This window comes from Pseudomonas sp. ASL8 (genome assembly GCF_056680355.1).
On record NZ_CM155278.1, the window covers coordinates 3,174,482 to 3,188,706 of the forward strand.

Here is a 14,225-nt window from a genome sequence, read left to right on the forward strand (position 1 = left end):
AAAATTATGGAGATGAGACCTGTCAGGGCGCGGTTGCGTTTTGCACCAAGGGTTGCGGGCTTCACCTTGGCCGGGCTTTTGCCCTTGCTGGGCGGCGCCGAGGTCGAGGCTGTCGAGTTCAGTTTCGCCGATGATGAAATCAAAGGCTCGTTCGATACCACATTGTCTTATGGTCAGTTGTGGCGAGTGCAAGGCCAGGACAAAACTAATGATGACGTCAATATCAATGACGGTAATCGTAATTTTGATACCGGATTGGTTTCGGAAGTTTATAAAGTTACGAGCGACTTGGAAGTTTCCTACAAGAACTATGGAGCTTTCGTACGCGGCTCAGCGTTTTATGACACACGGATTATGGATAAACGTACCGATTACTCCGGTAGCAATAACCCGTCGCAACCCAGTCAGAACTTTCCGGATAACGACAGCTTCACCTACGACACTCGTCACAGTGCCGGGCGCGATGCGCAAATTCTCGATGCTTATGTCTACGGTAATTGGGATGTCGGTGATTTGCCGCTGACGGCGCGTCTGGGCCGACAAGTATTCAATTGGGGCGAAGGGCTGTTCTATCGAGGTGGAGTCAACACCACCAACCCGATCAATGCTGCGCAATTCCGTTTGCCGGGCTCTGAACTCAAGGAGGTACTGGTGCCCATCGAGGCGCTGAACTTCAACGTGGGGTTGAGCGACAACCTGTCGATGGAAACTTTTTACCAATTCAACTGGAAGGAAACCCAGGTTGATCCGGTAGGCACCTATTTTTCGGAGACCGACCTGTTTGCCGATGGCGGTAATACGGCCTATGCGGTGATGCCGCAGTTGACTGCACTCAACGGTTTGTATCAGGGCCTCAGTGCCGCGGGTGCCGGGGGCCTGCAAGGCGGGGGTGGTGCTGACGCCGTCGGCAATTTCAAAGTGGCCTCTATCGGGCCGGATATCAACGCAAAAAACGACGGGCAATACGGCGTGGCTTTCCGCTATCTGGCCGAACAGCTCAACGCCACCGAGTTCGGCTTCTACTTCGTCAACTACCACGCCAAGGAACCGACCATTTACGCGGACCTGGGCAGCTACAGCGGGTTGAATCTGGCCGAACTGACCGCCGCGACCACACCTGCGATTCAACAGGCGGTGGCCGCGCAGGCCGGTATCAGCGTGGCGCAATTGCAGGCTGCCCTGGCTGCCGCCCCCAATTCGCCACTGGCCCAGGCCTATCGCAGCACCCTGACCTCTGCGGTGGGCGGGATAGCCACCATGGACGTCGCCAATCAGGTCCAGGGGCGTCGCGAATACGCTGAAGACATCCGCATGTTCGGTGTCAGCTTCAACACGACGCTGGGTGACGCCTCGTTGTTCGGGGAACTGGCTTATCGGCCGAATATGCCGATCGGCATCGCCACCACCAGCGATTTGCTCGGCGATTTGCTGATGCAGGCCCCCCAAATGGCCTCGGGTGCCCACGTCAATATCGGCGGCAATGACGTGGGGCTGGGGGACAAGATCCATAACGCCGAGCGCGTAGAAATGTTCAACACCTCATTGGGCACCATCTACAACTTCGGCCCACGAATGAGCTTTGATTCGTTGACCGGCGTCGCCGAGCTGTCTTCCGAGCACTTGCGCGGTAGCAGCTTGAAATATACCGCTTGGGATGGCAGCACCCGCTATTACTCCAGCCGCGGCAACGTTCCGTACATCAATGGCCATGACCGGAACGATCAGGTCAACAAAAACGCTTTTGGCTACACGCTGATGCTCCAGGGCACCTGGAACGATGCGTATGCGGGGGTCAACCTGTCGCCCTTCGTGATCTACAAGGATGACTTCGAGGGCAACTCCCACCAGACCGGCAACTTTATTGAGGGACGCAAGGCTTACACCCTCGGCGTCAGGGCCAGCTACCAGAACCGTCTGGAAGCGGAGCTGCAGTACACCGAATTCTATGGGGCAGGGCAGAACAGTGCCATTCGCGACCGGGACAACATCGGGTTGAACGTCAAATATTCGTTTTGAAATCAAGGAGAGCGCAGATGTTCATGAAACAGATGCTCAAGACGCATCGGTCAATGGCAGTCGCCTTTGTCCTGACGCTGACGGCCAACACTGCCCAGGCCGCGGACGCTGCTGCATGGGATAAAAGCCTGACCCCATTGGGTGCTGAAAAGGCTGGCAACGCTGCGGGCACCATTCCGGCCTGGAGTGGTGGTCTCACCCAAGCGCCTGCGGGTTACAAAGGCCCCGGCAAACCGCATGTCGATCCCTTTGGCACAGACACGCCGTTGTTCACGATCACAAAGGCCAATCTGGATCAATACAAAGCAAGCCTGACGCCGGGCCAGATCGCGATGTTCGAGGCATACCCGAACAGCTACCAGATGCCGGTTTACACCACTCGCCGCAGCGGTGCGGCGCCGCAATGGGTTTATGACAACACCCGCAAGAACGCCGGCAGCGCCAAATTGATCAGTGGCGGCAACGGCTTTGTCGATGCATACGGAGGTATTCCGTTCCCGATGCCGCAAAGCGGGGTTGAAGCGCTCTGGAACCACATTGCCCGCTACCGCGGTACCTATGTGGTGCGTCGTGCGTCGGAAGTGGCTGTACAGCGTAATGGCAGTTTCAGTCCGATCACGTCGCAGCAGGAGGCCAAGTTCAAGTTCTATGAACCCGATGGCTCGTACGCCGGCTTGGGCAATGTGATGTTCTATTACCTGTCGTTCACCAAAAGCCCGGCGCGCCTAGCCGGTTCTGCGGTGCTGGTGCATGAAACCCTTGATCAGGTTAAGGAACCGCGTCAGGCCTGGGCGTATAACGCCGGCCAGCGCAGGGTGCGACGCGCGCCGAATCTGGCTTATGACACGCCAATCCCCGCTGCCGACGGTTTACGCACGGCTGATGACACCGACATGTTCAACGGTTCGCCGGACCGTTACGACTGGAAGCTGATGGGCAAGAAGGAAATTTACATCCCCTACAACAACTACAAGGTGTCCAGCCCTGAGGTCAGCTACAAGCAGCTGTTGCAGACGGGCCATCTGAACCCTGCCTATACGCGTCACGAGTTGCATCGGGTGTGGGTGGTGGAAGGCACGCTCAAACCGAACGCACGGCACATCTACTCCAAGCGGACCTTGTATCTGGACGAGGACAGTTGGCAAGCGGCGGTGGTCGATCAGTACGACAGCCGCGGTGAGTTGTGGCGGGTCTCGATGGCCTACCTGAAGAACTTCTACGAGTTGCCCACCACCTGGTCCGCACTGGATGTGTTCCACGATCTTCAGGCCCGCCGCTATCACGTGCAGAACCTGGACAACGAGGAGCCCAATACCATCGACTTCAGCCAGATCAGCCCTGAGGAAAGCGAGTTCACACCAGCGGCCTTGCGCCGGCGCGGTACCCGGTAGGGGGCGGCGAGACTGCGCTGGCCCCTTCATCGCAGTCTCGCGTGCTACCACAGAGGTACACGATCTGCCGGGATGCGCAGGCTTGCGATCAGATGTGCCCTTGTCGGTACGGTATGTCTGCTCGCACCTCGGTCATCAGGCAAACGAATAAGCCATCAATCACGCACGCCCGGCTTAACAAAAGATAACGTCATGTCGATTGTCATACGTTTCTAAAGCTGGATAGGATAGGTCTGCTTCCAAAGGGTTTTTCTAGAGCGGTTGCGGCCCTCTGGGACACCTTGAGGTCGACCTAATAACAATAACGGGGGAGAGGTCTATGAGTGAGCCTGTAAATCGGCGCACCCAGTCCGGTGTGGATGTGGCTATAAGCCGTCCATCGGCGTTACGTAAAGGCAAGTCCCTGGCAGCAGCACTCTCAGTGTCCATCTCGCTGCTCGGCGCGCTGTCGGTATCTGGTTTTGCCGCGCCCTTGCAGGCTGCGCAAAGCACGGCTGAAGACTCTACTTTTTCCATCGAATCGCCCAAATCCTCTCGCGGGTTATTGCTCGACGTGGCCCATGCCGGTGCGCGGCTGGTCGTCGTGGGCGACCGGGGCCACATTCTGTATTCCGATGATCAGGGCAAGACCTGGACTCAGGCCAAAGTGCCGAGCCGGCAGTTGCTCACGGCGGTCTATTTTGCCGACGACACGCATGGCTGGGCCGTCGGGCACGATGCACAGATTCTTGCCAGTGCCGATGCAGGCGCGACCTGGACCAAGCAATTCGAAGACCTCAACCGCGAAGCACCCTTGCTGGATGTCTGGTTCAAAGACTCCCAGACAGGTTTTGCCGTGGGTGCCTATGGCGCCTTGCTGACGACCACTGATGGCGGCGTGCATTGGGCCGATGTCAGCGACCGCATCGACAATCAGGACCAGTACCACTACAACGGCATCGCCCAGGTCAAGGATTCGGGTCTGTTCATCGTGGGGGAAATGGGCAGCATGTTCCGTTCTGCCGACGAGGGACAAACCTGGGAGCGCGTACAGAGCCCTTATCAGGGTTCCCTGTTTGGTGTGATCGGCACTGCCAAGTCCGGCACGCTGTTGGCCTACGGCCTGCGCGGTAACCTGTTTCGGTCCACTGACTTTGGCACTACCTGGACCGCCATTGAGCTCAAGGGCGCACGCGGCCCGCTGGAGTTCGGCCTGTCGAATGCGGCCCTGCTGCCGGACGGCTCGCTGGTGGTGGTGGGCAATGGCGGCAGTGTGATGCGCAGCACGGACGACGGTGTTTCGTTCAAAGTGTCCAATCGCCCTGACCGCATCTCCCTGGCAGGCGTGACCGCCGACGACAAGGGCGATCTGATTCTGGTAGGACAAGGTGGCGTTCGCGTTACCTCGCCAACCGGCGCTGAGCTGGTCCAACAATAAGACCTATTAAGGCGAGGAAGTTTTCGCATGACCAATCATCAACCACTTCATCATCAAGACAAGGCGACGCTCCTTGAACGGTTGATTTTCAACAATCGCCCGGTAGTGGTCTTCATCTGCCTGCTGGTCAGTGCCTTCCTGTTCTATCAGGCCACGTTGGTCCGGCCCTCGACCAGTTTCGAAAAAATGATTCCGCTCGAGCATCCCTTCATCCAGAAGATGCTTGAACACCGTAACGATCTGGCCAACCTCGGCAATACCGTACGGGTTTCCGTGGAAGCGGTCGACGGCGACATCTTCACGAAGGAGTACATGGAGACCCTGCGACTGATCAATGACGAGGTGTTCTACATCTCCGGCGTTGATCGATCCGGGTTGAAGTCGCTGTGGAGTCCCAGCGTGCGCTGGACCGAAGTGACCGAAGAAGGGTTTGCCGGTGGTGAAGTCATCCCGCAAAGCTACAACGGTTCCGAAGACAGCCTCGATCAACTGCGCAACAACGTGCTCAAATCGGGTCAGGTCGGTCGACTGGTGGCCAACGATTTCAAATCGAGCATCGTGGACATTCCGTTGCTCGAGTCCTACCCGGACCCGAATGATCAAGGCAAGCTGCTCGCCCTCGATTACCGGCAGTTTTCCCATCAGCTCGAAGAGAAAATTCGCGACAAGTTCCAGGCGCAGAACCCTAATGTGAAGGTACACATCGTCGGTTTCGCCAAGAAAGTCGGCGACCTGATCGATGGCCTGATCATGGTGGTCCTGTTTTTTGGTGTGGCTTTCCTGATCACCCTGGTGCTGCTCATCTGGTTCACGCGCTGTATCCGCAGCACGATCGCGGTGCTCAGTACCACGCTGATTGCGGTGGTCTGGCAATTGGGGTTGATGCACGTGGTGGGCTTCGGCCTGGACCCGTATTCGATGCTGGTCCCGTTCCTGATTTTCGCCATCGGTATTTCCCACGGCGTACAAAAAATCAACGGCATCGCCATGCAGTCCAGCGACGCCGACAACGCGTTGACCGCTGCTCGACGGACGTTCCGCCAACTGTTTTTGCCGGGGATGATCGCGATCCTTGCCGACGCAGTGGGTTTCATCACCTTGCTGATTATCGACATCGGCGTGATCCGCGAGCTGGCCATCGGCGCGTCGATTGGTGTGGCGGTCATCGTTTTCACCAACCTGATCCTGTTGCCGGTGGCGATTTCCTATGTCGGCATCAGCAATAAAGCCGTTGAGCGCAGCAAAAAGGATGCGGTGCGTGAGCATCCGTTCTGGCGCCTGCTGTCGAATTTCGCCAGCGCGAAAGTTGCTCCGGTGTCTATCGTCCTGGCGCTGTTGGCCTTCGGTGGTGGGCTCTGGTACAGCCAGAACCTGAAAATCGGTGACCTCGACCAGGGTGCGCCGGAACTGCGTCCGGATTCGCGCTACAACAAAGACAACAGTTTCATCATCAAAAACTACTCCACCAGCTCGGATGTCTTGGTGGTGATGGTCAAGACCCCGCCAGAAGGCTGCTCGGCCTACCCGACGATGTCTGCCATCAACGAACTGACCTGGAAGATGGAGAACACCCCAGGCGTGCAGTCGGCGATTTCCCTGGTGACTGTGTCCAAGCAGATGATCAAGGGCATGAACGAGGGCAACCTGAAATGGGAATCCCTGTCGCGTAACAAGGACGTGCTGAACAACTCCATCTCCCGCGCTGACGGTCTGTACAACAACGATTGCTCGCTGGCACCGCTGTTGGTGTTCCTCAACGACCACAAGGCCGAAACTCTTGACCGCGCGGTGCATGCAGTCAAGGACTTCGCCAGGGACAACGACAGGGACGGTCTGCAATTCCTCCTCGCCGCGGGCAATGCCGGGATCGAGGCGGCCACCAACGAAGTGATCAAGGAGTCGGAGCTGACGATTCTGATCCTGGTCTACATCTGCGTGGCGACCATGTGCATGATCACCTTCCGTTCGTGGGCGGCGACTTTGTGCATCGTCCTGCCGCTGGTGCTGACGTCCGTACTGGGTAACGCCTTGATGGCCTTCATGGGCATCGGGGTGAAAGTCGCGACCTTGCCGGTGGTCGCGCTGGGTGTGGGTATCGGTGTGGATTACGGGATCTACGTTTACAGCCGTCTGGAAAGCTTCCTGCGTGCGGGTCTGCCCCTGCAAGAAGCGTATTACGAGACCTTGAAGTCCACCGGTAAAGCGGTGCTGTTTACCGGCTTGTGCCTCTCCATCGGGGTTTGCACCTGGATCTTCTCGGCGATCAAGTTCCAGGCCGACATGGGCCTGATGCTGACCTTCATGCTCCTGTGGAACATGTTCGGTGCCCTGTGGCTACTGCCAGCACTGGCGCGGTTCCTGATCAAGCCGGAGAAAATGGCGGGCAAGGTCGGGAACTCGTTGTTCTCTCACTGAAGTCGTCCGCAATAAAAAAACCGCAGCTCAAGGGCTGCGGTTTTTTATTGCCGAGTTGGATTAGATTGTAGGAACGCCGCTTGCAACTACGCGTTCTGCCGCGATCAACTGCGTGCAGACGCAGATGAATTAGATCCACAACCGCAGGAACGTCCTGCGGCCGTTATCGCGGGCAAGCGCGCTCCTACGATTGATCTGTGTAAGCCCTGGCGCGGTTCCTGTTACAACGCCACATCCTGTCCCAGTACCACGTTCAGGGCGCTTCTTGCGTCATCCAGTTGCACCAGCGTTGCATGGCGTGCGCCGAGGGCGTCGCGGTTTTCGATGGCGGTGAGGATCGCTTTGTGACGAGGCATCGCCAGTTCATGCAGGTTCGGCCGTTGGTTGGAGTGTTTCAACGCTTCGCGCAGGGCCAGCGACAGCATGTTGCACAGGTGTGCGAGCAGGTCGTTATGGGTGGCGTCGGCGATCCGGCTGTGGAAGTCGAGGTCTGGCTGCAACAGTGCTTCAGGCGTCGGCGCGGCTTCCATGCGTTGGTAGGCTTCACCAATCGAAGCAATGTCCTGATCGGTCGCGTACTGGGCGGCGAGGGCGGCCGCAGCGGGCTCGATGATGCTGCGTACGCTGGTCAGGAGGTTGAAGAATTCATTTTGCGGGCTGCTTTGCATGACCCAATGCAGCACGTCCGGGTCGAGCAAATGCCATTCGCGACGTGGTTTGACCACCGTGCCGACCCGCGGCCGGGAATACACCAGACCTTTGGCGACCAACACCCTCGTGGCTTCACGTAGCACTGGCCGGCTAACCGCGTACTCTTCGCACAAGGTCGTTTCGGCAGGCAGTTTATCGTCGGGCTTGAAGCGGCCGGATACGATCTGCATGCCGATGTCCTGAACGATTCGGGCATGCATGCTTTTGCGGACGGAGGGCTTACGGTAGTCCATGAGGGGCGGGTCGTTCCTGAGCAATAAGTGCTGCGCATAATAGCATCGCGCAGGGGGCCAGACAGGGCGACGATAGTATCGTCGCCCTGTTATTTATCCCGCAGACTCAGTGCGAATGACGCGGTACTTCGGCGCCACGACAGCCAACCAGAAAGTCGAAATCGCAGCCTTGATCGGCTTGCATCACATGGTCGATGTACAGCTGGCGATAACCACCCAGCAGTAATTTCTCTGGCGCCTGCCAGTCGGCCAGACGCCCGGCCAGTTCGGCATCGGAGATGTCCAGGTGCAAACGGCCGTTGGCGCAGTCGAGTTCGATCCAGTCGCCTTCATGCACCACCGCCAATGGTCCGCCCGCGGCGGCTTCCGGTGCCACATGCAAGACCACCGTGCCATAAGCGGTGCCACTCATGCGCGCGTCGGAGATACGCACCATGTCGGTCACGCCCTGAGCCAACAGTTTCGCGGGCAAACCCATGTTGCCGACTTCGGCCATGCCTGGATAACCCTTCGGTCCGCAGTTTTTCATCACCATGACGCAGCTGGCGTCGATGTCCAGTTCAGGGTCGTTGATCCGTGCCTTGTAGTGGTCGAAGTTCTCGAACACCACGGCACGGCCACGGTGCTGCATCAATCCGGCGCTGGCAGCCGACGGTTTGAGTACGGCCCCCAGTGGTGCAAGGTTGCCGCGCAGCACACAGATGCCGCCGTCGGCGCGAATCGGGTTGTCGATCGTACGGATCACTTCGTCATCGCCATAGATCGGCGAGGCTTTGTTGTTGTCGCGGAGGGTTTTACCGTTGACGGTCAGGGCATCCGGGTTGGGCAGCAGATTGGCTTCATCAAGACGACGCAGCACCGCAGGCAGACCGCCCGCGTAATAGAACTCTTCCATCAGGAAGCGCCCCGAGGGCTGCAGGTCGACAATGGTCGGTATGCCGCGACCCATGCGGGTCCAGTCGTCCAGGTCCAGTTCGACGCCGATACGTCCGGCAATCGCCTTCAAGTGAATGACCGCATTGGTCGAACCACCGATGGCGGCGTTGACGCGAATGGCGTTTTCGAAGGCTTCTTTAGTCAGGATTTTCGACAGGCGCAGGTCTTCACGGACCATTTCCACCGCACGCATGCCGGACATATGCGCCAGGACGTAGCGTCGGGCATCGACTGCGGGAATCGCCGCGTTGTGTGGCAGCGACGTACCGAGGGCTTCGGCCATGCAGGCCATGGTCGAGGCGGTGCCCATGGTGTTGCAGGTGCCTGCCGAACGGGACATGCCGCCTTCTGCTGCAAGGAAGTCGTCAAGGCTGATCTGCCCGGCTTTCACTTGTTCACTGAGTTGCCAGACCACGGTGCCGGAGCCGATGTCCTTGCCCTTGTGTTTGCCGTTGAGCATCGGGCCACCGGTGACGACGATGGCAGGCACGTCGCAACTGGCGGCGCCCATCAGCAGTGCCGGGGTGGTTTTATCGCAGCCAGTCAGCAGCACTACGCCATCGATAGGGTTCCCACGGATCGCTTCTTCGACATCCATGCTCGTCAGGTTGCGGGTGAACATGGCGGTAGGGCGCAGGTTGGATTCGCCGTTGGAAAACACCGGGAACTCCACCGGGAAGCCGCCAGCTTCGATCACCCCACGTTTGACGTGCTCGGCGATCTGCCGGAAATGCGCGTTGCACGGCGTCAGTTCCGACCAGGTATTGCAGATACCAATGATGGGCTTGCCATGGAATTGATGATCGGCGATGCCCTGGTTCTTCATCCAGCTACGGTACATAAAGCCGTTTTTATCGGCAGTACCAAACCATTGGGCAGAACGCAGGGGTGGTTTCTTTTCGGAATCAGACATGGTCATCACTCTTATTGTAATACTTAATGGCGTTTACTTTGGTTAAAGTAAGCCTAAAAACCTGTCTTTGGAAGAGTTGTGGCTTAAATAGTAATACTATATAGTCGATTTCCAGTGAGGGACGACCCTGCCAGTGCTGTAAGGTGCAGAGGCGATCCCCGAGGTTCCATAACAAAAACAATTGGAGACCACCTTCATGAGCCAGGAACTCCGGCTTATACGCCGCATCACCCTGAAACTGATTCCCTTCCTGATCCTGCTGTACCTGATCGCTTACGTGGATCGCTCTGCCGTCGGTTTCGCCAAGCTGCACATGGGCGCGGACCTGGGCATCGGTGACGCCGCCTACGGGTTGGGCGCCGGGCTGTTTTTTATCGGCTACTTCCTGTTGGAGATCCCCAGCAACCTGATGCTTGAACGCTTCGGTGCCCGCCGCTGGTTCGCCCGCATCATGATCACCTGGGGCGCTATCACCATCGGCATGGCGTTTGTTCAAGGGCCGCACAGTTTCTACGTGATGCGCTTGCTGCTGGGCGCGGCGGAGGCGGGCTTCTTTCCGGGGGTGTTGTACTACATCACCCAATGGTTCCCGGTTCGCCATCGCGGCAAGATCCTCGGCTTGTTTATCCTGTCGCAACCCATCGCCATGATGATCACCGGGCCGGTTTCCGGTGGCCTGCTGGGGATGGATGGCGTGTTGGGTCTGCACGGCTGGCAGTGGCTGTTCATCGTCATCGGCACCCCGGCGATTCTGCTGACCTGGCCGGTGTTGCGCTGGTTGCCGGATGGTCCGAAACAGGTGAAGTGGATGGACCAGGCCGAGAAGAACTGGTTGGCCGGTGAGCTGAAAAAGGACCTGGAAGAGTATGGCCAGACCCGCCACGGCAATCCGTTGCATGCCCTTAAAGACAAGCGCGTGTTACTCCTGGCGCTGTTCTACCTGCCCGTGACCCTGAGCATTTATGGACTGGGCTTGTGGCTGCCGACCTTGATCAAGCAGTTCGGCGGCAGCGACCTGACCACCGGTTTCGTCTCGGCGGTGCCCTATATCTTCGGCATCATTGGTTTGCTGATCATCCCGCGCAGCTCCGACCGATTGAATGACCGCTACGGGCATCTGGCGGTGCTGTATGTGCTCGGCGCCATTGGCCTGTTTCTCAGCGCCTGGCTGACGATGCCGGTGCTGCAACTGGCTGCTCTGTGCCTGGTAGCGTTTGCGCTGTTTTCCTGTACGGCAGTGTTCTGGACCTTGCCGGGACGCTTCTTTGCCGGGGCCAGTGCAGCGGCCGGTATCGCCCTGATCAACTCGGTCGGCAACCTCGGTGGCTACATCGGACCGTTCGTGATCGGCGCGCTGAAGGAGTACACCGGCAACCTTGCCTCGGGCCTGTACTTCCTGTCTGGCGTCATGGTCTTCGGCTTGTTCCTGACCGGCGTCGTCTACCGCCTGCTGGAGCGTAAACACGCTCTGGCTCCGACCGAATTTGCTGCCAGCGCCCGAAGCCAAAGGGCTCAGCCTGCCAGCCGTCCTTGAATCCTGCAAAGAGGGGAGCATGCACATGCGTTTAGTACAGTTCGAATTGAGTAATGGCCAGCGTCGAGTTGGCGTGGTGAATGGCGAGCAGGTGCGCGAAGTGGAGGGCGCTGCCAGCGTTCGCGAACTGGCGCTGGCCGCCATCGAGGCGGGTGTGAGTCTGGTGCAGCAGGTCGAGCGCCAGGGGCTGGGTGTTGACCATGATTACTCGCAACTGCTGCAAGACTTGCGCATTCTGCCGCCGCTGGACCATCCCGATCCGGCGCACATGCTGGTCAGCGGTACCGGCCTGACGCATTTGGGCAGTGCTGCGACGCGGGACAAAATGCACCAGCACACGGTTGATGACGCGACGCTGACCGACAGCATGCGCATTTTCCAATGGGGTCTTGAGGGGGGTAAACCGGCCGCCGGCCAGGCCGGGGTGCAGCCGGAATGGTTCTATAAAGGTGATGGCAGCATTGTCGTTCGCCCTGGGCGCTCGTTCCCGCTGCCGCCGTTCGCTGAAGATGCTGGCGAAGAGCCGGAGTTGAGCGGTTTGTATGTGATTGGTCCTGACCATAAGCCGTACCGTCTGGGCTTCGCCATCGGCAATGAGTTTTCCGACCATGTGATGGAGCGCAAAAACTACCTGTACCTCGCTCACTCCAAATTACGCGCCTGCTCATTTGGCCCGGAATTGCGGGTGGGTGAATTGCCGCAACACCTGTCGGGCACCAGCCGGATCCTCCGTGACGGCACAGTGCTCTGGGAAAAAGAGTTCCTCAGTGGCGAGGCCAACATGTGCCACAGCTTCGAGAACCTCGAATACCACCACTTCAAGTACAGCCAATTCCTGCGTCCGGGCGATGTGCACATTCATTTCTTCGGCACTGCGACCCTGTCTTTTGCCGACGGCGTGTGCGCCCGGCCGGGGGATACGTTCGAAATCAGTCAGGCCGACTTCGGCGCCCCATTGATCAACGGCATCGCCCCGGCTGAAGCGGCTTTTCAGCCCGGCGCCATTGGCACCCTTTAAGGAGCATCGTTCATGTCCCACATTTTTGGTCACAACTACATCGGCGGCCAGCGTAGCGCTGCCGGCAAGGTCATCGTGCACAGCGTCGACGCCAGCACCGGCGAAAAGCTGCCCCATGATTTCTATCAGGCCACCCTCGAAGAAGTCGATAGCGCCGCGAAAGCCGCCGCTGCTGCGTACCCGATCTATCGTCAATTGAGCGCAGTGAAACGGGCTGAATTCCTCGACGCCATCGCCGATGAACTCGACGCGCTGGGTGATGACTTCGTTGCCGTGGTTTGCCGCGAAACCGCGCTGCCTGCCGGGCGTATCCAGGGCGAACGCGGGCGCACCAGTGGCCAGATGCGCTTGTTCGCCAAGGTCCTGCGCCGTGGAGACTTCTACGGTGCGCGAATCGATCAGGCGTTGCCGGAACGCAAACCGTTGCCACGCCCGGACCTGCGTCAGTACCGCATCGGCCTGGGCCCGGTTGCCGTGTTCGGCGCCAGTAACTTTCCGCTGGCGTTCTCGACGGCCGGTGGCGATACCGCGTCGGCCCTCGCGGCCGGTTGCCCGGTGGTGTTCAAGGCCCACAGCGGGCACATGGCAACCGCCGAACAGGTCGCTGATGCGATCATCCGCGCGGCTGAAAAAACCGGCATGCCGGCGGGCGTGTTCAACATGATCTACGGCGCTGGGGTGGGCGAAGCGCTGGTCAAACATCCGGCGATTCTGGCCGTGGGCTTCACCGGCTCGCTCAAAGGTGGCCGCGCCCTGTGCGACATGGCCGCAGCGCGCCCACAACCGATTCCGGTGTTCGCCGAGATGAGCAGTATCAATCCGGTGATCATTCTTCCCGAGGCCTTGGCTGCACGCGGCGAAAGTATTGCCAGTGAACTGGCCGCGTCAGTGGTTCAAGGGTGCGGTCAGTTCTGCACCAATCCCGGTCTGGTCATTGGCCTGCGCTCGCCCGCGTTCAGCGAATTCGTGCAACAACTCAGCGCGCAGATCAACGATCAAGCGCCGCAAACCATGCTCAATGCGGGCACGCTAGGCAGCTATGCCAAAGGCTTGCAGGCATTGCAGGCGCATCCGGGCATCGCGCATCTGGCAGGCAGTGAACAGCAGGGCCATCAGGCCCGGCCGCAACTGTTCAAGGCCGATGTCAGCCTGTTGCTCAAGGGCGACGCGGTGTTGCAGGAAGAAGTGTTCGGCCCGACCACCGTGGTCGTCGAAGTCGCCGATCAAGCCCAACTCAGCGAAGCCCTGCACGGTTTGCACGGTCAGCTCACCGCCACCTTGATCGCCGAACCGGGCGACTTGCAGCAGTTCGGCGAACTCACTGCGCTGCTGGAACTGAAAGTCGGCCGTATCCTGCTCAACGGTTATCCGACCGGGGTCGAGGTGTGCGATTCGATGGTGCACGGCGGACCTTATCCCGCGACTTCCGATGCCCGTGGGACATCGGTAGGGACGTTGGCGATCGATCGTTTCCTGCGCCCGGTGTGTTTCCAGAACTACCCGGACAGCGCACTGCCCGATGCCCTGAAAAGCGCCAACCCACTGGGCATTCAGCGCTTGGTGGATGGGGTGGCGTCAACGGCTGCGATTGGCTTGTAGCCTGACGCGTACATAAGACCTGAAGGAGCGCGCTTGCCCGCG

The 14,225-nt window shown here is 59.0% G+C and carries 9 protein-coding genes; 7 read left to right on the forward strand and 2 right to left on the reverse strand.

Annotated features, from left to right (window positions below):
• The first annotated feature begins 6 nt into the window (after nucleotides 1–6).
• The 4 genes from AC1MEA_RS14605 to AC1MEA_RS14620 all read left to right on the forward strand — a co-directional run bounded on the left by AC1MEA_RS14605 (nucleotide 7) and on the right by AC1MEA_RS14620 (nucleotide 7,239).
• Nucleotides 7–2,016: a DUF1302 domain-containing protein gene (locus AC1MEA_RS14605; protein ID WP_480416564.1), complete on the forward strand. Its 2,010-nt coding sequence runs from the start codon at nucleotides 7–9 to the stop codon at nucleotides 2,014–2,016.
• A 32-nt stretch (nucleotides 2,017–2,048) separates the two neighbouring features.
• Complete coding sequence (locus tag AC1MEA_RS14610; protein WP_219061692.1) at nucleotides 2,049–3,407, forward strand: DUF1329 domain-containing protein; 1,359 nt, start codon at nucleotides 2,049–2,051, stop codon at nucleotides 3,405–3,407.
• Nucleotides 3,408–3,726: 319 nt separating this feature from the next.
• Complete coding sequence (locus AC1MEA_RS14615) at nucleotides 3,727–4,824, forward strand: WD40/YVTN/BNR-like repeat-containing protein (protein ID WP_480416565.1); 1,098 nt, start codon at nucleotides 3,727–3,729, stop codon at nucleotides 4,822–4,824.
• Nucleotides 4,825–4,851: 27 nt separating this feature from the next.
• Nucleotides 4,852–7,239 (forward strand): efflux RND transporter permease subunit, encoded by a 2,388-nt coding sequence (locus tag AC1MEA_RS14620; RefSeq protein ID WP_219061581.1) that lies wholly within the window; start codon nucleotides 4,852–4,854, stop codon nucleotides 7,237–7,239.
• A 221-nt stretch (nucleotides 7,240–7,460) separates the two neighbouring features.
• Here AC1MEA_RS14620 and AC1MEA_RS14625 read toward each other — a convergent pair whose 3' ends face one another.
• Both AC1MEA_RS14625 and AC1MEA_RS14630 read right to left on the reverse strand, forming a co-directional pair.
• On the reverse strand, nucleotides 7,461–8,183 hold the full coding sequence (locus tag AC1MEA_RS14625) for a FadR/GntR family transcriptional regulator (RefSeq protein ID WP_322180738.1): 723 nt from the start codon (nucleotides 8,181–8,183) through the stop codon (nucleotides 7,461–7,463).
• Nucleotides 8,184–8,289: 106 nt separating this feature from the next.
• On the reverse strand, nucleotides 8,290–10,032 hold the full coding sequence (locus AC1MEA_RS14630; protein WP_480416566.1) for an IlvD/Edd family dehydratase: 1,743 nt from the start codon (nucleotides 10,030–10,032) through the stop codon (nucleotides 8,290–8,292).
• Nucleotides 10,033–10,228: 196 nt separating this feature from the next.
• Here AC1MEA_RS14630 and AC1MEA_RS14635 point away from each other — a divergent pair, with 196 nt between their 5' ends.
• The 3 genes from AC1MEA_RS14635 to AC1MEA_RS14645 are packed head-to-tail and all read left to right on the forward strand — an operon-like array spanning nucleotide 10,229 to nucleotide 14,183.
• Nucleotides 10,229–11,566, forward strand: a complete 1,338-nt coding sequence (locus tag AC1MEA_RS14635) for an MFS transporter (RefSeq protein ID WP_480416567.1) — start codon at nucleotides 10,229–10,231, stop codon at nucleotides 11,564–11,566.
• A 25-nt stretch (nucleotides 11,567–11,591) separates the two neighbouring features.
• Nucleotides 11,592–12,584: an AraD1 family protein gene (gene araD1, locus AC1MEA_RS14640; protein ID WP_480416568.1), complete on the forward strand. Its 993-nt coding sequence runs from the start codon at nucleotides 11,592–11,594 to the stop codon at nucleotides 12,582–12,584.
• Between the two features lie 12 nt (nucleotides 12,585–12,596).
• Nucleotides 12,597–14,183 carry an aldehyde dehydrogenase (NADP(+)) gene (locus AC1MEA_RS14645; protein WP_480416569.1) on the forward strand — a complete coding sequence of 529 codons (1,587 nt, stop codon included), beginning with the start codon at nucleotides 12,597–12,599 and terminating at the stop codon, nucleotides 14,181–14,183.
• Nucleotides 14,184–14,225: the final 42 nt, after the last annotated feature.